Annotated in this window: 12 protein-coding genes; 8 read left to right on the top strand and 4 right to left on the bottom strand. The window is 70.5% G+C overall.

What is annotated here, in order from left to right; translation table 11 throughout:
• The first annotated feature begins 76 nt into the window (after positions 1 to 76).
• From ligA to epmA, 3 genes are read left to right on the top strand one after another with little or no spacing between them, the layout of a single operon-like run.
• Entirely contained in the window at positions 77 to 2,464 is a 2,388-nt protein-coding gene (gene ligA / locus ACW7G5_RS08850; protein WP_457003689.1) for an NAD-dependent DNA ligase LigA, read from the top strand.
• Positions 2,461 to 2,940 carry an N-acetyltransferase family protein gene (locus tag ACW7G5_RS08855; RefSeq protein WP_457003690.1) on the top strand — a complete coding sequence of 160 codons (480 nt, stop codon included), beginning with the start codon at positions 2,461 to 2,463 and terminating at the stop codon, positions 2,938 to 2,940. The genes ligA and ACW7G5_RS08855 overlap by 4 nt, the downstream gene beginning before the upstream one ends.
• Positions 2,937 to 3,887 (top strand): EF-P lysine aminoacylase EpmA, encoded by a 951-nt coding sequence (gene epmA / locus ACW7G5_RS08860; protein WP_457003691.1) that lies wholly within the window; start codon positions 2,937 to 2,939, stop codon positions 3,885 to 3,887. The genes ACW7G5_RS08855 and epmA overlap by 4 nt, the downstream gene beginning before the upstream one ends.
• Positions 3,888 to 3,908: 21 nt before the next feature.
• On the opposite strand, the gene ACW7G5_RS08865 is transcribed toward epmA, so the two are convergent.
• Positions 3,909 to 4,712 carry a CPBP family intramembrane glutamic endopeptidase gene (locus ACW7G5_RS08865; protein ID WP_457003693.1) on the bottom strand — a complete coding sequence of 268 codons (804 nt, stop codon included), beginning with the start codon at positions 4,710 to 4,712 and terminating at the stop codon, positions 3,909 to 3,911.
• A 134-nt stretch (positions 4,713 to 4,846) separates the two neighbouring features.
• On the opposite strand from ACW7G5_RS08865, the gene mtnA reads away from it, so the two are divergent.
• The 4 genes from mtnA to pbpC all read left to right on the top strand — a co-directional run bounded on the left by mtnA (position 4,847) and on the right by pbpC (position 16,656).
• Positions 4,847 to 5,917: an S-methyl-5-thioribose-1-phosphate isomerase gene (gene mtnA, locus ACW7G5_RS08870; RefSeq protein WP_457003695.1), complete on the top strand. Its 1,071-nt coding sequence runs from the start codon at positions 4,847 to 4,849 to the stop codon at positions 5,915 to 5,917.
• A 503-nt stretch (positions 5,918 to 6,420) separates the two neighbouring features.
• Positions 6,421 to 9,168: a DNA gyrase subunit A gene (gene gyrA, locus ACW7G5_RS08875; RefSeq protein ID WP_457003696.1), complete on the top strand. Its 2,748-nt coding sequence runs from the start codon at positions 6,421 to 6,423 to the stop codon at positions 9,166 to 9,168.
• Positions 9,169 to 9,265: 97 nt separating this feature from the next.
• On the top strand, positions 9,266 to 14,188 hold the full coding sequence (locus ACW7G5_RS08880; protein WP_457003698.1) for an alpha-2-macroglobulin family protein: 4,923 nt from the start codon (positions 9,266 to 9,268) through the stop codon (positions 14,186 to 14,188).
• Positions 14,189 to 14,283: 95 nt separating this feature from the next.
• Positions 14,284 to 16,656: a penicillin-binding protein 1C gene (pbpC, locus tag ACW7G5_RS08885; protein WP_457003699.1), complete on the top strand. Its 2,373-nt coding sequence runs from the start codon at positions 14,284 to 14,286 to the stop codon at positions 16,654 to 16,656.
• Between the two features lie 4 nt (positions 16,657 to 16,660).
• Here the strand turns inward: pbpC and ACW7G5_RS08890 are convergent, their stop codons facing one another.
• Positions 16,661 to 17,137, bottom strand: a complete 477-nt coding sequence (locus ACW7G5_RS08890; RefSeq protein WP_457003701.1) for a redoxin family protein — start codon at positions 17,135 to 17,137, stop codon at positions 16,661 to 16,663.
• 153 nt (positions 17,138 to 17,290) lie between these two features.
• On the opposite strand from ACW7G5_RS08890, the gene ACW7G5_RS08895 reads away from it, so the two are divergent.
• Positions 17,291 to 18,199: a DnaJ C-terminal domain-containing protein gene (locus ACW7G5_RS08895; RefSeq protein WP_457003703.1), complete on the top strand. Its 909-nt coding sequence runs from the start codon at positions 17,291 to 17,293 to the stop codon at positions 18,197 to 18,199.
• Between the two features lie 73 nt (positions 18,200 to 18,272).
• Here ACW7G5_RS08895 and pilH read toward each other — a convergent pair whose 3' ends face one another.
• Both pilH and ACW7G5_RS08905 read right to left on the bottom strand, forming a co-directional pair.
• Positions 18,273 to 18,662, bottom strand: a complete 390-nt coding sequence (pilH, locus tag ACW7G5_RS08900) for a twitching motility response regulator PilH (RefSeq protein WP_457003704.1) — start codon at positions 18,660 to 18,662, stop codon at positions 18,273 to 18,275.
• A 79-nt stretch (positions 18,663 to 18,741) separates the two neighbouring features.
• Complete coding sequence (locus ACW7G5_RS08905; protein WP_457003706.1) at positions 18,742 to 19,734, bottom strand: YhdH/YhfP family quinone oxidoreductase; 993 nt, start codon at positions 19,732 to 19,734, stop codon at positions 18,742 to 18,744.
• Positions 19,735 to 19,779: the final 45 nt, after the last annotated feature.

Raw genomic sequence — 19,779 nt, forward strand, 5'->3', positions numbered from 1 at the left:
ATCGCCGCCATGGCGGCTCCCACGTCAGCGGCTCCTCCAGTAGCGGCTCCCACAGCTTCCGGGGGACAATCCGGCCATGCCCGAAACTGCCCAGCAGCGCGCCGCTGAACTGCGCCGCCTGATCGACGACGCCAACCACCGCTACCACGTACTCGACGACCCGGCACTTCCGGACGCCGAGTACGACCGCCTCATGCTCGAGCTGGCCGCGCTGGAGGCCGCCGACCCGTCGCTGCAGACCCCCGATTCGCCGACGCTGCGCGTGGGCGGGCTGCCGTCGGGCAAATTCGCCGAGGTGCGGCACGCGGTGCCGATGCTGTCGCTGGGCAACGCCTTCAGCGACGACGAGGTCGCCGAGTTCGTCGCCCGCATCGTGCGCGAGACCGGGGAGGACGCGCCGGCATTTTCGGTCGAGCCGAAGTTCGACGGTCTCGCGATCAGCCTGCGCTACGAGGATGGCCTGTTCGTGCGCGGCGCCACCCGCGGCGACGGCGCCACCGGCGAGGACGTCACCGCCAACCTGCGCACGGTGAAGGCGATCCCGCTGCGGCTGCGGGATGCGGGCGGCCCTGATACGGGCGAAGCCGGTGCCGCCACCATCAGCCCCGGCGTTCCCGAAGTGCTGGAAGTGCGCGGCGAGGTCTACATGCCGCGCGCCGGCTTCAAGGCCTACAACGACCGGGCGCTCGCGCACGGCGCCAAGCCGCTGGCCAATCCGCGCAACGGCGCCGCCGGCTCGCTGCGCCAGCTCGATCCCTCGATCACCGCGAGGCGCCCGCTGGCGTTCTTCGCCTATTCGCTCGGCGAGGTCGCGGGCGTGCGCGTCCCGGCCACCCATTCCGGCGTGCTGGCCTGGCTCCGGGCCCTCGGCCTGCCGGTGTCGCCGCTGGTCGAATGCGCGACCGGCCTGGACGGCGTGCTCGATTACTACCGCCGCATCGGCGACGCTCGCGACGACCTGCCGTACGACATCGACGGCGTGGTCTACAAGCTCGACAGCCACGAGCTGCAGGCCGACCTCGGCTTCGTCTCGCGCGCCCCGCGCTGGGCGATCGCACACAAGTTCCCGGCGCAGGAGGAGGCCACGATCGTCGAGGCGATCGAGGTCAACGTCGGCCGCACCGGCGCGGTGACGCCGTGGGTGCTGATGCAGCCGGTACACGTGGGCGGCGTGACCGTCACCCGCGCCACCCTGCACAACGCCGACCAGGTCGCGCGCCTGGACGTGCGCGTGGGCGATTCGGTGATCGTGCGCCGCGCCGGCGACGTGATCCCCGAAGTGCTGCGGGTGATCCCGGAGCGCCGACCGGAAGGGACCACGGCCTGGCGCATGCCGGTGAACTGCCCGGTGTGCGGCTCGGAGATCGTGCGCGAAGAGGGCGAGGTGGTCGCCCGCTGCAGCGGCGAACTGGTGTGCCCGACGCAGCGCGTGCAGGGCCTGTTCCACTTCGCCTCGCGACGCGCGATGGACATCGAAGGCCTTGGCGAGCGGCTGATCCAGGCGCTGGTGGACTTCGACTGCGCGAAGAGCGTCGCCGACCTCTATCGCCTGGGCGTGGACGACTTCGTCGAAATGAAGCGCCGTGCCGACGAACGCGACGGCACCACGCCGGAGACGGTTAAATCGGGCAAGGTCGCGACCAAGTGGGCGGAGAACCTGGTGGCCGCGATCGACCGCAGCCGCGAAACCACGCTGGAGCGCCTCCTGTTCGCGCTCGGCATCGAGAACGTGGGCGAGAGCACGGCCAAGGCGCTGGCCGCATGGTTTGGTGATCTCGACCGCATCCGGCGCACGCCCTGGCCGCTGTTCAAGCGCGTGCCCGACATCGGCGACGAGGTCGCGCGCGCGCTTGGGCACTTCCTCGACCAGCCCGGCAACCAGGCGGTGATCGATGCGCTGCTGGACGCCGGCGTGCGCATCACCGACGCACACCCGCCTTCGCCGAAGCTGCGCGAAGGGCTGGTGCTCGCCACGCTGCTTGCCGATCTCGGCGTTCCAAAGCTGACGCCGCTGCGCGCGAAGCAGCTGGCCGACAGTTTTACGGATGCCGCGACGCTGCTCGACCAGGAGCGGCACAATTTCGTGATCGCCGGGCTGCCCGACGAGACCGCGTACGCAGTGGCGGAGTGGCTGTCCGACGCGGCCAACGCGCGCACGCTGCTCGTCGCCGCGGCGATGCAGGCCGAGCTGCTGGCGGCGCTGCCCGAAAGCGATGCGGCGAGCGCCGGTCCGCTCGACGGCGTGACGGTGGTGATCACTGGCACGCTCGACGCCATGGGTCGCGACGAAGCCAAGGCGAAGCTGGAGGCGCTCGGCGCCAAGGTCTCGGGCAGCGTTTCGAAGAAGACCGGTTTCCTGGTCGCCGGCGCCGAGGCGGGCTCCAAGCTGGCCAAGGCCACCGAGCTCGGCATCGAAGTCTGGGACGAGGCGCGGCTGTTGGCGTTCCTGGGAGAACATTCGTGAGCGAAACGGCCGCGGGGACGCTGGCACTGCGCCCGGTCGGACGCGACGAACTGCCGGCGCTGCTTGGCATGCTGCGCTGTTTCTATGCCGAGGACCGGATCCCGCTCGACGAGCCGCGCGTGCGTCGTGGACTCGAACAGTTGGTGGCCGATGCCTCGCTCGGCGCTGCGCTGTTCGCCGAGGTCGGGGGCGATCGCGTGGGCTACCTCGTGCTGGGCTGGTGCTTCAGCATCGAGCAGGGCGGTCGCCACGTGCTGGTCGACGAGCTGTACCTGGAGCCGGCTGCCCGCGGTCGCGGCCTTGGTGGCGCGCTGCTGGCGGCGGCCTGCGACTGGGCGCGCGGGCAGGGCGCCGAGGTCGCGCGGCTGGAGGTGAACCGCCACAACCCGCGCGCGAAGGCGCTCTATCTTCGCCACGGCTTCCGCGACGACGACCGCGACATCCTCAGCCTCGCAATCGCCGGAGGGGGCGCATGAGCCACGAGGCACTGCGCCTGCGCGCGCGGCTCAATCGCCTGGTGCGCGACTTCTTCGACGCCCGCGGCGTGCTCGAAGTCGAAACGCCGGTGATGTCGCGTGCCGGCAATACCGATCCCAACATCGACTCGTTCACCGTCGCGTTCAGCGGCCGCACCGGGGGCGCGCCGCGCACGCGCTGGCTGCGCACCTCGGCCGAATATCCGATGAAACGCCTGCTCGCCGAGGGCATCGGCGACTGCTACGAACTTGGCCGCGTGTTCCGCGACGGCGAGGCCGGCGGCCGCCACAATCCCGAGTTCACCATGCTCGAGTGGTACCGCGTGGGTTGGGCGCTGGACCCGCTGATCGACGAAACCGCGGAGATCGTGCGCGCCGCACTCGCCCTGGTCGGACGCGACGCGACCCTGCGCAAGGCCTCGTTCCGCGAGGTCTACCAGGAGGCGCTCGACCTTGATCCGTTGACCGCGCCCATCGACCGGCTGCAGGCCGCGTTCCCGGGCCAGGTCGATCCGGAAGGCCTGACCCGCGACGACTGGCTCGACCTGCTGATGACCCACCGCATCCAGCCGGCGTTCCCGCCGGGGCAGCTGCTGGCGATGCATGACTATCCCGCCTCGCAGTGCGCGCTGGCGAAGGTCGTGCGCCGCGACGACGTCGACGTCGCCGAGCGCTTCGAACTCTATCTCGGCCCGCTCGAACTGGCCAACGGCTACCATGAGCTGACCGATGCCGCAGAGCAGCGCGCACGCTTCGAGCGTGATCGCGCCGTTCGCTCGCTGCGCGGTGCGGCGCTGCCTCCGGTTGACGAAGCCCTTCTTGATGCACTTGGCGCCGGCTTGCCCGAGTGTTCGGGCGTGGCCTTGGGCATCGACCGGCTGTTGATGGCCATGCTCGGCAGCGGCGCGATTGCCGACGTCCTCGCCTTCGATTTCGCCGGGGCTTGATCCGGCCATCGGCCGCGCTGGTCAGCGCTGCGCTCGGCGGGTCCAGGAAAAGCCGGGCGCACGGATCGCGAGCACGCTGCCGATCGCGGCCGAGGGCAGCAGTGCAAAGGCGATGAACTGCAGGGCTTGGAGGCCTTCGACCACGACGAGCCCGTAGCCCGGGGACATGGCCTGCGTCGTGGTCATCCAGGCCGCATGCACGCCCATCGGGACCCAGACGCTGCCGCCGACAGCACGGGCATAGCCAAGGATCAGCGCGAACCCGGGAAGCAGCATCTGTTGCGACGGCGTCGACATCGCGCCCAGCGCCCAGGCGAAGCCGAGGAACAGGGCGGCCTGCAGCAGCAGGGCCACCCATGGCGGGAACCGGGTCCCGAGCATGCCCTGCACGTAGCCGCGCATGGCGAGTTCCTCGGGGAAGGCTTCCACCAGAAATACCGCCAGGCCCACCAGTGCGAGCGTGCCCAGGCACTCCCCGGGCGATGCGCGCAGCGACACGGTGGCCCAACCCAGTGCCACGCACAGGCCGATGCCGATCAGGGCGGGCACCAGCCAGAGGGCCACACCAAGCAGGAACGCGCGGGCGTTGGCCGCCGCTCCGTGATGGCCCAGAACTGCGCGCGGCAGGCGGTCGAAGCGCGCCAGCAGCAGCACGGTGATCAGTACCGCGCAGGAGAGGCCGGCGCCGAGCGCGATGCGTGATTCCGGCGCGCTGCCGGGGAGTACCGTCACTCCGGTGCGCCAGCAGGTCAGGACAACGGCCATGAGTACGGCCAGGCGCAGTGCCAGCGACGCCAGGGACAGGGTTTTGCGCTGCGCTTGCATGACCGCATTGTTCTCGACAGGGGCGGCTTGGGGATAGTGACAACTGTCAGGGTTCGCGGATGGCGCTTCGCGGCAACAATGCACAGGCTGCGCCGGCTGCGGATATCCAAGTGGCCGCCGGTAGAATCCGGTGCATGACCGACACCATCGACTACGCCCGCTACGACCGCATCCGCCCGATCCGCTGGACCGGCGACGCGCTGGAACTGCTGGACCAGCGCAAGCTTCCCTTCACCACCGAATACGTCACCTGCGCCGACAGCGGCGCGGTGGCCGCGGCGATCCATGCGCTTGCGGTGCGCGGTGCGCCCGCGATCGGCATCGCCGCGGCCTGGGGCGCGGTGCTCGCTTCGCGCGACATCGAAGCCGATGATGCCGCGCAGGCGGCCGAGCGGCTCGAACCCGCGCTGCAACGGCTCAACGCGGCGCGGCCCACGGCGGTCAACCTGGCCTGGGCGCTGGGGCGCATGCGCGCCGCGCTGTTTCGCGCGCAGGCCGGCGAGGGCAGCGACTGGGGCGCCGCGCTGGAGGCCGAGGCACGCGCCATCGAGACCGAAGACCTGGCGGCCAACCGTGCGATGGGCGTCCTGGGCGCCTCGCTCATCCAAGCCGGCAGCGGCGTGCTCACCCATTGCAACACCGGCTCGCTGGCCACCGCCGGCTTCGGCACCGCGCTGGGCGTGATCCGCGCCGGCGTTGCCCAGGGTCGCGTCGGGCGTGTGTTCGCGGGCGAGACCAGGCCATGGAACCAGGGTGCGCGGCTGACGGTGTGGGAGCTGCAGCAGGACGGCATCGACGCCACCCTGATTGCCGACGCCGCAGCTTCGCACCTGATGCTTGGCGGCAAGGTGCAGTGGGTGGTGGTCGGCGCAGACCGCATCTGTGCCAACGGCGATGTCGCCAACAAGATCGGCACCTACCAGTTGGCGATTTCCGCGCGCCACCACGGGGTGAAGTTCATGGTGGTGGCGCCGTCATCGACGGTCGACATGGCCACCGCGTCGGGCGATCTGATCGACATCGAAGAGCGCGACCCCGGCGAACTGCTTGGCGCGGGCGGCAGCCGCACCGTCGCCGAGGGCGTGCAGGCATGGAACCCGGTGTTCGACGTCACGCCGGCCGCGCTCATCGACGCCATCGTGACCGAGAAGGGCATCGTCGAGCGCCCGGACGAAGCATCGATGCGCGCGCTCTTCGGGAACTGAGCGCGCGGCTCCCACAAGCCGTCTTCGTCTCCCCTCCGCGACACCCCATGTGTAGGAGCAGCTATAGCTGCGACCGCACCCAGGCAAAAAAGCCAAGAGCATCTTTGGCCACGGATTTACGCGGATCAGGCGGATCAGGCCGGGGCAAGCTTGTTGCCACAAGCCACTCTGAAAGACTAGCCGGATCGGAGCGGACTGTAGGCATGGCCTCGGCGTAATCCGCGTGATTCGCCTGATCCGTGTAAATCCGTGGCTGAAAGGCTTTTCCCTGTCTTTGCGCTATCGCAGCTTTAGCTGCTCCTACAAAAGCGTCGGCGATGGCGGACGTGTCCGGTACGTTCGCAAACCATGCCCGATATCCTCGCAAGCCATTGATTTTCTGCGATATCGGCCGGGCAGGGAACGGTCCGGTGTGATAGAATCCCGAGGTTCTGCCGAGACATGCGCGCGGACTCCGGCGCAGCGTTTGGAGGCAGTCTTCCGAACCATTCTGAAGGGTCGCAATGGCTGAGCTCGCCAAGGAAATCATCCCGATCAATCTCGAGGACGAGATGCGTCGCAGCTATCTCGATTACGCCATGAGCGTGATCGTGGGCCGCGCGCTCCCCGACGTCCGCGACGGGCTCAAGCCGGTGCACCGCCGCGTGCTGTTCGCGATGCACGAGCTCGGCGCGCACAGCAACAAGCCCTACTACAAGTCGGCGCGAATCGTCGGTGACGTGATCGGTAAATACCATCCGCACGGCGACCAGTCGGTATACGACACCCTGGTGCGCATGGCGCAGCCGTTCTCGCTGCGCTACATGCTGGTCGACGGGCAGGGCAACTTCGGTTCCGTCGACGGCGACCCCGCCGCGGCGATGCGCTACACCGAGGCGCGCATGTCGCGCATGGCGCACGAGCTGATGGCCGACATCGACAAGGACACCGTCGATTTCCAGCCCAACTACGACGAGAAGGAACACGAACCGACGGTCATGCCGACCCGGTTCCCGAACCTGCTGGTCAACGGCTCGGCCGGCATCGCGGTCGGCATGGCCACCAACATCCCGCCGCACAACCTGGGCGAGGTGATCGATGCGCTGATCGCGCTCATCGCCGATCCGGACATCGACATCGATGGCCTGATGGAATATATCCCCGGTCCGGACTTCCCCACCGGCGGCATCATCAACGGCGTCGGCGGCATCCACCTGGGTTACCGCACCGGCCGCGGCCGCGTTCGCATGCGCGCGAAGGCGGATATCGAGATCGCCGACAACGGCCGCGAATCGATCATCGTCACCGAGCTTCCCTACCAGGTGAACAAGGCGCGGATGATCGAGAAGATCGCCGAGCTGGTGAAGGAGAAGAAGCTCGAGGGCATCAGCGAGCTGCGCGACGAGTCCGACAAGGACGGCATGCGCGTCTACATCGAGATCAAGCGCAGCGACTCCGCCGACGTGGTGCTGAACAACCTGTACCAGCAGACCCAGATGGAGTCGGTGTTCGGCATCAACATGGTGGCGCTGGTCGATGGCCGCCCGCGTCTGCTGAACCTCAAGGAGTTCCTCGAAGCCTTCCTGCGCCACCGCCGCGAAGTGGTCACGCGCCGGACGATCTTCGAGCTGCGCAAGGCGCGCAGCCGCGCCCATATCCTCGAAGGCCTGACTGTCGCGCTCGCCAACATCGACGAGATGATCGAGCTGATCAAGACCTCGGACAATCCGCAGGAGGCGAAGGAACGCATGCTCGCGCGCCTGTGGCAGCCGGGCCTTGTCGGCAGCCTGCTGGCCGCGGCCGGCGCCGAGGCGTCGCGCCCCGAAGACCTGCCCGGCGGCGTCGGCCTGCTCGAGGGCGGCTACCAGCTGACCGACGTCCAGGCGCAGCAGATCCTCGAGATGCGCCTGCACCGCCTGACCGGGCTGGAGCAGGAAAAGCTCACCGAGGAATACCGCCAGCTGCTCGAAGCCATCCGCGCCCTGATCGAGATCCTGGAAGATCCGGAAGTGTTGCTGGAAGTGATCCGCACCGAGCTGCGCAACGTCAAGGAAGAGTACGGCGACCCGCGCCGCAGCGAGATCCGCGCCAGCGAGGAAGACCTCGACATCCTCGACCTGATCGAACCCGAGGACGTGGTGGTCACCGTGTCCCAGGCCGGCTACGCCAAGCGCCAGCCGGTCAGCGCCTATCGCGCGCAGAAGCGCGGCGGCCGCGGCCGCAACGCCGCGGCCACGAAGGACGAGGACTTCATCGCGCAGCTCTGGCTGGTCAATACCCATGACACGCTGCTGGCCTTTACCAGCAGTGGGCGCGTGTTCTGGCTGCCCGTGCACCAGCTGCCCGAGGCCGGCGCCAACGCGCGCGGCCGCCCGCTGGTCAACTGGATGCCGCTGGAAGAGGGCGAGAAGGTGCAGGCCGTGCAGCCGGTGCGCGAGTACCGCGAGGACCAGTACGTGTTCTTCGCCACGCGCCGCGGCACGGTCAAGAAGACCCCGCTCACCGAGTTCGCCTACCGCCTGCAGCGCGGCAAGATCGCGATCAACCTCGAGGATGGCGATGCCCTGGTCGGGGCCGAGCTGACCGACGGCAGCCGCGACATCATGCTGTTCGCCAGCAACGGCAAGGCCGTGCGCTTCGACGAGTCCGCGGTGCGCGCCATGGGCCGCACCGCCACCGGCGTGCGCGGCATCCGCCTGGCCGGGGGCGAATGCGTGGTCGGCCTGATCGTGGCCGATCCCGCTGACAGCGTGATCGAGCTCGACGACGAGGACGTGGCCGCCGAGGGCGTCGAGGGCGAGGTCGAGGGCGAGCGCGAGGGCGAGCGCGAGGGCGAGCCGGATGCCTACATCCTCACCGCCACCGCCAACGGCTACGGCAAGCGCACGCGCCTGGCGGAATACCCGCGCAAGGGCCGTGGCACCCAGGGCGTGATCGGCATCCAGACCACCGAGCGCAACGGCGCCCTGGTGGCAGCGGTGCTGCTCAGCCGCGACGACGAGGTGCTGCTGATCTCCGACGGCGGCACCCTGGTCCGCACCCGCGCCGCGGAGATCTCGGTGGTCAGCCGCAACACCCAGGGCGTGACCCTGATCCGGCTGGGCGAGGGCGAGCGCCTGCAGGCGATCGAGCGCGTGGATGGCTCGATCGTAGATGGCGACGGCGATATCGAAGTCGATCCTGATGCAGGCGTTGGCGTCGATGCAGTCGGGAGCGTTGAATCCCCGGTTGTGTCCGAAGAAGGCGGTGACGACACCAGCGACGCCGGCTGATACGGCGACGGCGGAACCCCGTTTCGCGCCCTGATGCGTTGCCGTCGGGACTGCCGGCGCTTCTATACTGCCGGTGACTCCTGAGGATGGACCGGCAATGAAGGGAAGCAACCGTTCGATCGAGCTGCGGCTTTGCGTCGCGGCCATGGTGCTGCTGGCGCTGCTGGCCGTGGGCTGCACGCGCAATGAAGGCGGCCAGCTTCCCGCGCCCAGCGGCGAGGCCATCGTCGCCGAGCGCGCGGAGGTGCAGGGCTTCGGGCTGGTACGGGCCTGGCCGGACCAGGCCGAAGGATCGCTCGCGCTGGCGGTCGAGTTCTCGCAGCCGCTGGTCGGCACCCAGGACTTCGACACGCTGCTGACCTTCGCCGAACCCGTGGCCGCAGACAGCGGCTGGAGCCTGGACGAAGAAGGCCGCGTGCTGCGCTTCCCCTTCGTCCAGGCCGATCGCGACTACACGCTGCGCATCTCTGCCGCGCTCACCGCCGCCGACGGCAGCACGCTTGGCCGCGACATCGAGCAGAAGGTCCATACCGGGGAGCTGGACCCCGCGGCCGGCTTCGCCTCCCAGGGCAGCGTCCTGCCCGCGCGCGAATCGCGCGGTCTGCCCGTGGTGTCGGTGAACGTGGAGGAAGTCGACGTCGAGTTCCTGCGCGTGCGCGACTCCGAGCTGGCGCGCTTCTTCTCCGAGTACCAGCGTGGTGGCCGGCGCAGCGGCTGGGAACTGGACAACCGCTACAACGGTGATCGCAGCGTGGCGCGGATGGCGGAGCCGGTGTACGTCAATCGCTTCGTGCTGGGCGGCGAGCGCAATGAGCGCGCGGTCACCTACCTGCCGCTGCAGGACATCACCGAGCTGCAGCAGCCCGGCCTCTACTTCGCCACCATGAAGCGCGCCGGCAGCTTCGAGGGCATGTACGACACCGCCTTCTTCACCGTGAGTGACATCGGCCTGCACGTGCGCGCGTACGCCGACCAGCTGTTCGTGCACACCGCTTCGCTGCAGGGCGGCGGCGCGCTGGGTGGCGTTGAGCTGCGCGTGCTCGACGGCAACGGCGAAACCGTGTTCAAGGCCGAGACCGACGGCAACGGCAACGCCGTGCTGAAGCACAAGCTCGATGCCGCCCAGGTCCTGGTGGCAACGCGCGGCAACGATGTCTCGCTGCTGCCTTTCAACCAGCCCGCGCTGGATCTTTCCGAGTTCGCGGTGGCCGGCCGCAGGCAGGCCTGGTTCGAGGTCTTCGCATGGTCGGGCCGTGACCTGTACCGCCCGGGCGAAACCGTGCGCGTCTCGGCCCTGTTGCGCGACGCCGACGGCAAGCCGGTGCCCGCTGCGGCCGATGGCAAGGCGCAGCCGCTGTTCGCGCGCCTGAAGCAGCCCGACGGCAAGACCTTCGTGGAGTCGCGGCTGGACGCCGGTGCGCAGGGCTACTACCGCTTCGAGCGGGAGATCCCCGTCGAGGCGCCCACCGGGCGCTGGCAGGTCGAGTTCCGCACCGACCCCGCGGAGAAGGACGCGGTGCAGGGCATGGCGCTGCGGATCGAGGAATTCCTGCCCGAACGCATGAAGCTCGAGCTCGACAGCGCGCAGGCGCGCCTGGCCAAGGGTGACGCGTTGCGGCTGGAGGCCGCCGGTGCCTATCTGTACGGTGCGCCGGCCGCGGGCAACCGCTTCACGGCACGCCTCGCGGTCGTGGTGGAACAGCACCCGGTGGAGTCGCTGCCCGGATACTTCTTCGGCGACCCCACCGTGTCGCTGCCGCGCGAGGCGCGCGACGTGATCGATGCCACGCTCGATGATGCAGGCAAGCTCACGCAGGCGCTGCCGCTGCCCGCCGAGGTGCGCGGTGACACGCCGGTGTCGGTTGTGCTGGCCGGCAGCCTGTACGAGAGCGGCGGTCGCACGGTCAACCGCAGCCTGCAGCGCGTGCTCTGGCCGGCCGACGCCCTGGTCGGCGTGCGCCCGCTGTTCGACGACGAGGACGGCAGCGATGCCAACGCGCGGGCCGGCTTCGAGATCCTCCGCGTCGACGCGGAGGGCACGCCGCGCCCGCTCGCCGGACTCGAACTGAAGCTGGTGCGCGAGCATCGTGACTATCACTGGAATTTCGACGACGACGCTGGCTGGGACTACAGCCACACCAGCCGCTTCGAGGTGGTGGAAACGCGGGCCATCGATGCCGGGCAATCCGCCGTCCGCGTCGATCTGCCGGTGGAGTGGGGCGGCTACCGCGTCGAGATCCGCGACCCGGAGACGGGGCTGGTCACGCGCTATCTCTTCAACGCCGGCTGGAGCTGGAACGACGACAATCGCGGCCTGGATGCGCGGCCCGACAAGGTCAAGCTGGCGCTGGACCGCACCGGATATCGCGCCGGCGACACCATGGAGGTCACGGTCACGCCGCCGCATGCCGGCAAGGGCCTGCTGCTGGTGGAAAGCGACAGCCTGCTGTACGTGCAGGCGATCGACGCCAAGGCCGGAAGCAAGTACAGCATCCCGGTGACCGCCGACTGGGAGCGCCACGATGTCTATGTGACCGCTCTGGTGTTCCGTGGCGGCAGCGCGGCAAGCAAGGTGACGCCGGCCCGCGCGGTCGGCGTGGCCCACGTGCCGATGGAGCGTGGCGACCGGCGCGTGGCGGTGGGCCTGTCCTTGCCGAAGCAGGCGAAGCCCGATGACACCCTGCGCGTGACGCTCGCGGTGCCCGCGCTGGCCGGCAAGGCCGCGCATGCGACGGTCTCCGCGGTCGATGTCGGCATCCTCAACATCACCCGCTATCCGGTGCCGGACGCCAACCGCCACTTCTTCACCCAGCGCAGGCTGGGCGTGGACGCCTACGACATCTACGGGCGCGTAATCGAAAGCCTGGAGGGCGGCACCGCGCGCCTGCGCTTCGGCGGCGACCAGGGCCTGGAGGCGCTGCCGCAGGCGCGCCGGCCAACCGCGCGCGTGCAGACCGTTGACCTGTTTTCGGGACCGGTGACGCTCGACGGCAAGGGCAATGCGATCGTCGAGTTCAGGCTGCCGGACTTCAATGGCAGCCTGCGCGTGTCGGCGCTGGTGTTCAGCGACGAGGCATACGGCAACCGTGATGCGGAGCTGCTGGTGCGCGCACCGCTGGTCGCGGAAGCCGGCATGCCGCGGGTGATGGCGCCCGGTGACCGCGGCACGGTGACGCTGGACCTGGCCAACTTCACCGGCAAACCCGGCGACTTCCGCGTGCGCGTGGAGGGCGTCGGGCCCCTGGACGTGGATGAAGGCGTGCGCAACGCGAAGCTTGCCGCCGACGGACGCTCGACCCTGTCGTTCCCGCTGCGTGCGTTGGACGGGCATGGGGTCGGCAAGGTCCGCGTGCGGGTCGACGGACCGGGCGTGGCGGTCGACCGCAGCTACGACCTGCCGGTGCGAGCGCCCTGGCCGCAGGTGCTGCGTTCGCGCAGCCTGGTGCTCGATCCATTGGCGCCGGTGCTGCTTGATGCCGCGCTGGCCGAGGGCATGCTGCCTTCATCGGTGAACGCACGCCTGGCCCTCGGCGCCACGCCGCCGATCGCATTTGCCGCGGCGCTCGAGGGCGTGCTGCGCTATCCCTACGGCTGCGCGGAACAGACTGCCAGCAAGGGCTATGCGGCGCTGATGCTGGATGCGCCCACCGCCAGGGCCTACGGCATGTCGCCGCTTCCCGGCGACGACCGCCTGCGGCGAATGGAGGGCGCGCTGGGACGACTGGCCGCGCTGCAGTCCAGTTCGGGGCACTTCGCGATGTGGGGCGGCAGCGGCGGCACCGAGCCGATGTTGACGCCGTACATCGCCGAGTTCCTGCTGGATGCGCGCGACGAGGGCTTCCAGGTGCCCGACGCGATGCTGCAGAAGGCGCTGTCGCGCATGTCTGAAGACCTGCTCTCCGACGGCCAGCAGTTCTACGGCCGCGACAACCGCGACCATCTGCGTCTGGCCTACAAGGCACACGCCGGCTATGTGCTCGCACGCGTGAACCGCGCGCCGCTGGGGACGCTCCGCGCGCTGTACGACGGTGACCGCGACGCGGCGCGCAGCGCCATGCCGCTGGCGCATCTGGGGCTTGCACTGTCGCTGCAGGGCGACGCCGCCCGTGGTGGCAAGGCGCTGGATGCCGCCTTCGCCTGGAAGGGCGACCGGCCCGGATGGCTGGGCGACTACGGCACGCCACTGCGCGACGCCGCGCTGATGCAGGCCCTGGTGCGCGAGCACGACCTGGCCACCGCGAAGCGCAGCGCCGGCCTGCGCACGCTCGGGCTTGAGCTCGATGCCCGCCGCAAGGCGCGCTGGTTCCATTTGAGCACCCAGGAGCAGTCGGCACTGGCGCGGCTTGGCCGCGCGCTGGCGGGCACGCCCGGACGCACGTTCTCCGGCACCCTGGTCGAGGCCGGCGTGGAGGAGGCGCTGGAACCGATGCGCCGCTTCTCGCGGAGCTACGACCACCAGGCCCTGGCCGCGGGCGTGCGCCTGGTACCCGAAGGCGAAGCGCCGCTGTACGCGAGCATGGATGTCGCCGGCATTCCCCGCGCCGCCCCGGAGCCCGACGACAGCGTGCTGCGCGTCGAGCGCCGGTGGTACACCACCGATGGCAAGGCATGGACGCCGCGCGCGCTGCGCGAGGGCGAGGCGCTGGTGGTGCGCGTCACCGTCACCGCCGATCGCGACATGCCGGACGCCCTGGTCACCGATCTGCTGCCGGCGGGCCTCGAGGTCGAGAACATGAACCTGGGCGACGCGTCGGCGTGGGCCGACGTGGTGGTCGGCGGCATCCGCCTGGACGAACGCGGCAGCGCCGCCGAGCTGCTGCACGAGGAGTTCCGCGACGACCGCTACGTGGCCGCCATCAAGCTCGATGCCGGGCGCAGCGCGGACGTGTTCTACCTGGTGCGCGCGGTCACGCCGGGCGAGTACACCGTGCCGCCGCCGCTGGTCGAGGACATGTACCGGCCGGAGCTGCGCGGCGTGGGCCGCGCGCAGCCGGCGCGGATGAGCGTGGTGCAGCCGTGAGCGGGACCCCTGCGGCATGCCGCGATGCCGGGGCTGCGGCTGCAGGTGCGAACGCAGCGGCGCAGGGCGCGGCATAGCGCACGAGGATCCGACCAGTGAACGGGGTGCCATCGCCGAGGCCCGTCGGCGCGAGGGTCCGATTGTTGGCGGTACTGCGCTGGGGCACGGTGGCGTTGCTGTTGTCGCTGCTGGCGCTCGACTTCTCGTTCCCGCCGCCGCTGCCCGAGGCACGTGACCATGCCACCCTGGTCACCGCGCGCGATGGCACGCCGCTGCGCGCCTTCGCAGACGCCGACGGCGTGTGGCGCTACCCGGCGTCCGAAGCCACCGTCTCGCCGCTGTACGTCGATGCGCTGCTCACCTACGAGGATCGCTGGTTCCGCCGCCATCCAGGCGTGAATCCGGTGGCCCTGCTGCGCGCCGCCTGGCAGGCCGCGGGCAGCGGCCGCATCGTGTCCGGTGGCTCCACGCTGACCATGCAGGTGGCGCGTATCCTCGAGCCGCATCGGCGCACGCTGCCGGGCAAGACGCGGCAGATGCTGCGTGCGATCCAGCTCGAGGCGCACCTTTCGAAGGACCAGATCCTCAGCCTGTACCTGGAGCGCGCGCCCTTCGGCGGCACCATCGAGGGCGTAGAGGCGGCGAGCTGGGCCTACCTCGGCAAGCCCGCTGCGCGGCTGTCGCACGCCGAAGCGGCGCTGCTGGCGGTGCTGCCGCAGGCGCCCACGCGCCTGCGTCCCGACCGGGAGCCCGAGGCGGCACGTCGCGCCCGCGACAAGGTGCTTGAACGAATGGCCACCAGTGGACGCTGGGGCCGCGCCGAAGTCGATGACGCGAAGGTCGAACCGGTGGTCGCGCGCGCCCTGCAGCCGCCGCTGTCCGCGGCGCTGTTGGCCCAGCGCCTGCGTTCGCGCGATCCGCACGCCGATCGCATCGAGTCGACCATCGACGCCGCCCTGCAGCGCACGCTGGAGGAGCGCCTTGGAAACTACGTCGGCCAGCTCCCGGAACGCACCTCGGCGGCGCTGCTGGTGGTCGAAAACGACACCATGCAAGCGCGCGCCTACCTCGGCACGGCCGCGTTCGGCGACGCCGCGCGCCTGGGTCACGTCGACATGGTGCGCGCGTGGCGCTCGCCGGGCTCCACGCTCAAGCCCTTTGTCTACGGCATGGCGATCGATGACGGCCTGGTGCATTCGCAGAGCCTGCTGGTCGACGCGCCGCAGTCGTTCGGCGGCTATCGACCGGGCAATTTCGATGCCGCATTCAACGGGCCGGTGTCGGTGGCCGATGCCCTGCGCCTGTCGCTCAACGTGCCGGCGGTGGACATGCTCGACCGCGTCGGGCCGGCGCGCTTCGCCGCGCGGCTGGACCACGCCGGGATCGGCCTGCGCTTCCCTCGCGGTGCGCAGCCGAACCTCACGCTGATCCTCGGCGGAACCGGCGCGCGGCTGGAGGACCTGGTCGGCGCGCAGGCCGCGCTTTCGCGCGGCGGGATCGCCGGGCGCGTGCGTTACGCCGCAGGCGAGCCGCTGGTCGAGCGCCGCCTGCTGTCGCCGGGCGCGGCCTGGATCGTGCACGAAATCCTCGCCGCCAACCCGCGTCCGGGCGAGCGCGCCGACACCTTCGACACCGGCCGGCGTCCGCGGGTGGCCTGGAAAACCGGGACCAGCTACGGCTATCGCGATGCCTGGGCGCTGGGCACCACGCGCCGGTATACGGTGGGCGTCTGGGTCGGGCGTCCCGACGGCACGCCGCTACCGGGCCAGTACGGCGCCGTGACCGCGCTGCCCCTGCTGTTCGAGGTGGTGGACAGCCTGCCGCAGCGGCCTGGCGACGGCGCGCGCATGCCGCCGCCGGCCAACGTCACCGGGCGCGAGACGTGCTGGCCGCTTGGCACTGCGGCGGAGGCCCAGCCCGAAGGCGCGTGCCATCGGCGGATGCAGGCCTGGGTGCTTGATGGCGCCGTGCCGCCCACGCTGCCCGAGCGCGACGCGCGCAGCTGGGCACCGGTGCTCGAGCGGATCGAAGTGGATGCCGCCAGTGGCCGCCGGCTTACCGCCGGTTGTGCCGGGACGCACGAGCGACGCACGCGCCACGTCGCGCGCTGGCCGGCGCTGGCGTCGCCGTGGCTTGGCGCTGCGGAACGCGAGGCCTCGCGCTTGCCGCCACTGGCGCCAGGCTGCAGCGACGATGGCCGCGGCCAGGCGGTGGCGATGCGCATCGAGGGTGTCAACGATGGCGCGCTGCTGCTGCGTGCCCCCGGCTCGGCCAAGCCGCCGCGGCTTGCCCTGCGCGCGGTGGGCATCGACGGCGACGTGCAGTGGCTGCTCAACGGCCGCTGGGTCGGTGAGACCCGCGGCCGCCAGCTGCTGTGGCGCGAATTCGGCGAACCCGGCCGCCAGCAGCTGACCGCGCTGGCCGAAGGCGGCGCCTGGGCCAGCCTGGCCTTCGACGTCGGCGGCTGAGGCCTCAGATCGCGCCGAGCACGTGCTCCGCGGACGACACCTTGAACTCGCCCGGGGCCTCGACGAACAGCTGCTTGACCACGCCGTCCTCGGCGTAGAGCGCGAAGCGCTTGCTGCGCATGCCCATGCCGAAGGCGGTGCCATCCATTTCGAGGCCGAGCGCGCGGGCGAAGTCGCCGTTGCCGTCGGACAGCATGCGCAGGCCCGCCGGAACGCCCTGGCTCTCGCCCCAGGCCTGCATCACGAAGGGATCGTTGACGGCCATGCACGCAACTTCGATCCCGCGCTCGCGAAATTCGTCGAAGCGTTCGACGAAGCCCGGCAGGTGGCGCTCCGAGCAGGTCGGCGTGAACGCGCCCGGCACCGCGAACAGCACCACGTTCTTGTGCGCGAACAGGGTGGGCGTGTCGATGGTCTGCACGCCGTCGTCGATGTGCTTCAGCGTGACCTCGGGGATGGCGTCGCCGGTCTGGATGGTCATGGGGAGGGCTCCGTGTTCGCGCGGGTGGCGGGGAATCGCCGCCGCTCGCACCATGGTGCCACGCCGCGGCGGCACGGGCTTGTGTCACGGCCGGTCGCCCCGATATTGCTACCCTGCCGCGGCCGGCACGAAGGTCGCGCACGTGGAGATCGCATGCAGTTCAAGGATTACTACGCCGTGCTCGGCGTCGAGGCCAGCGCCGGCGAGGCCGAGATCAAGACCGCCTACCGTCGGCTGGCGCGCAAGTACCACCCCGACGTCAGCAAGGAGGCCGGGGCCGAGGACAAGTTCAAGGCCGTCAACGAGGCCTACGAGGCGCTGCGCGACCCCGAACGCCGCAAGGCCTACGATCAGCTGCGCGGGCGTGGCTACCGGCCGGGCGACGAGATCCATCCGCCGCCGGGCGGCTTCCGCGGCAACGGCGGCGGCGGCCCGGACGTCGACTACGAGGACGTCTTCGGCGGTGGCGGCAACGATGGCTTCAGTGACTTCTTCGAGAGTCTGTTCCGCCGCCAGGCGCAGCAGCAGCGGGGCGGGCCGGGCTTCGGCAACCCGCCGCGCGGCGATACCCGCGCTCGCCTGGCCGTGCCGCTGGAAACCGTGTACGGCGGCGGCGCGATGCGCATCGCGGTCAACGGCCGCACGCTCGAGGTCAAGGTGCCGCGCGGGATCCGGCCGGGGCAGGTGATCCGCCTGGCCGGGCAGGGCGGCCAGGGCAGCAACCTGCTGCTCGAGGTCGAGTACGCCACCCACGCCCGTTTCGAGGTCGACGGCCGCAACATCATTTACGCCCTGCAGGTCGCGCCCTGGGAAGCGGCGCTGGGCGCGGCCGTCAGCGTGCCGACGCTGGGCGGGCTGGTCGAGCTCAAGGTGCCGGCCGGCTCCGAGGCCGGGCGCCGGCTGCGCCTTCGGGGCCGCGGCCTGCCGGGAACGGGCGGGCAGGCCGATGGCGACCAGATCGTGGAGCTGGAGGTGCAGGCCCCGGTTCCGCGGGACGATGCGCAGCAGGCGGCCTACGAGGCCCTGCGCGAGGCGTTCTCGGGGGAATGGAAGCGCGAGTAGCGCCCGCGTGGCGGAGTGCGGCCCCGGCGCGAGCCGGCGTCCAGCGGCAGAGCCGGGGATCCGGCGCGCGGGCTCAGGCTGCGGCGGGCGGCGTCGGTTCGGTCGCGATCGCCTTGATGATCGTCGCCGACAGCTCGGTGTCGCTGAAGGGCTTGGTGAGATAGGCGCGCGCGCCCTGGCGCATGCCCCAGACCTTGTCGGTCTCCTGGTCCTTGGTGGTCACCAGGATTACCGGGATGTGCTTCGTGGTCGGGTCGCGGGTGATCGAGCGCGTGGCCTGGAAGCCGTTGAGGTTCGGCATCACGACGTCCATCAGGATCAGGTCGGGCAGTTCGCGCTTGGCGGCTTCCACGCCGGCGGCGCCGTCTTCCGCGGTCAGCGCCTCGTGGCCGAGGCTTTCGACGATGCGGCGGATGCCCATCAGCTGTGACGGCGAGTCGTCGACGATCAGGATGCGCGCCATGGTGTTCCCCGTTCAGTTCCCGCGATTGTAGCCCGCGGCGGCGGGCCTGCAAGCAGGGGCCGCCGCGCGGCCCGCGTCTTCAGAGCGTGACCAGCGTCCGCCCGCGGGAACCGCCGGTAAGCATGCCCTCGAATACTCCCGGCAGCCCGTCGAGCGCGACTTCGCGAGTGCAGATCCGCTCGAGGTGGCGCGGCTTCCAGTCGCAGGCCAGGCGGCGCCAGACCTCGTCGCGGATGTCGCGCGCCGTGCCGGCGGAAGCGACGCCCAGGAGCGAGACGCCGCGGATGATGAAGGGCATGACCGTGGCCGACAGCTCGTGGCTTGCGGCCAGGCCTGCGCTTGCGACGTTGCCGTAGGGCGCGGTCTGCGCGAGCAGGCTGGTGAGCATGGCGCCGCCGACGTTGTCGAGGCCGCCGCCGAAGCGGGCGGACTCCATCGGCCGCGTGGTCGCGAGCGCGTCGCGCCCGAGGACCTCGCTGGCGCCGATCTCCTTCAGGTATTCGGCCTGGTCCGGCTTGCCGCTGATCGCGTGCACTTCGTAGCCCGCGCTGGAAAAGATGTCGACCGCAAGTGAACCGACGCCGCCGGTGGCGCCGGTGACCGCCAGCGGGCCGAGCGCGGGCTTCTGCCGGTTCTCGCCCATGCGCAGCAGCGCCAGTGCCGCGGTGAAGCCGGCCGTACCGAGGATCATCGACTCACGCAGCGACAGGCCCGCCGGTAGCGGGATCGCCCACTTCGATTCCACGCGCGCGTACTCGGAGTAGCCACCGTCGCGGGTCTCGCTCAGGCCGCAGCCGGTGACCAGCACCTGGTCGCCTTCGCGGATGGCGGGGTCGGTGGAGGCGACCACGTGGCCGGCGACGTCGATGCCGCCGACCAGCGGGAAGCGGCGCAGGATCTTGCCCTGGCCCGTGCCGGCCAGCGCATCCTTGAAGTTGACCGATGAAAACGCGGTCTTCAGCACGACCTCGCCGGGCGCAAGCTGCTCGATGCCGACCTGCTCGATGCCGCTGCGGTAGCCGGCATCATCGCTGTGGATGCGGAAGGCGCGGAAGGTGCTGGGAATGCTCATGCCGTCTCCTTGAAACGCCGCCAGGACTGCGGCCCGTTTCGATTA

This window comes from Luteimonas sp. A501 (assembly GCF_054052085.1).

Excerpts from the sequence above, each read along its gene's own strand:
- ACW7G5_RS08895 (WP_457003703.1), top strand. The coding sequence starts at position 17,291 with ATGCAGTTCAAGGATTACTACGCCGTGCTCGGCGTCGAGGCCAGCGCC.
- epmA (WP_457003691.1), top strand. The coding sequence starts at position 2,937 with ATGAGCCACGAGGCACTGCGCCTGCGCGCGCGGCTCAATCGCCTGGTG.
- mtnA (WP_457003695.1), top strand. The coding sequence starts at position 4,847 with ATGACCGACACCATCGACTACGCCCGCTACGACCGCATCCGCCCGATC.
- ACW7G5_RS08865 (WP_457003693.1), bottom strand. The coding sequence starts at position 4,712 with ATGCAAGCGCAGCGCAAAACCCTGTCCCTGGCGTCGCTGGCACTGCGC.
- pilH (WP_457003704.1), bottom strand. The coding sequence starts at position 18,662 with ATGGCGCGCATCCTGATCGTCGACGACTCGCCGTCACAGCTGATGGGC.
- ACW7G5_RS08905 (WP_457003706.1), bottom strand. The coding sequence starts at position 19,734 with ATGAGCATTCCCAGCACCTTCCGCGCCTTCCGCATCCACAGCGATGAT.
- ACW7G5_RS08890 (WP_457003701.1), bottom strand. The coding sequence starts at position 17,137 with ATGACCATCCAGACCGGCGACGCCATCCCCGAGGTCACGCTGAAGCAC.
- ACW7G5_RS08880 (WP_457003698.1), top strand. The coding sequence starts at position 9,266 with ATGAAGGGAAGCAACCGTTCGATCGAGCTGCGGCTTTGCGTCGCGGCC.
- gyrA (WP_457003696.1), top strand. The coding sequence starts at position 6,421 with ATGGCTGAGCTCGCCAAGGAAATCATCCCGATCAATCTCGAGGACGAG.
- ligA (WP_457003689.1), top strand. The coding sequence starts at position 77 with ATGCCCGAAACTGCCCAGCAGCGCGCCGCTGAACTGCGCCGCCTGATC.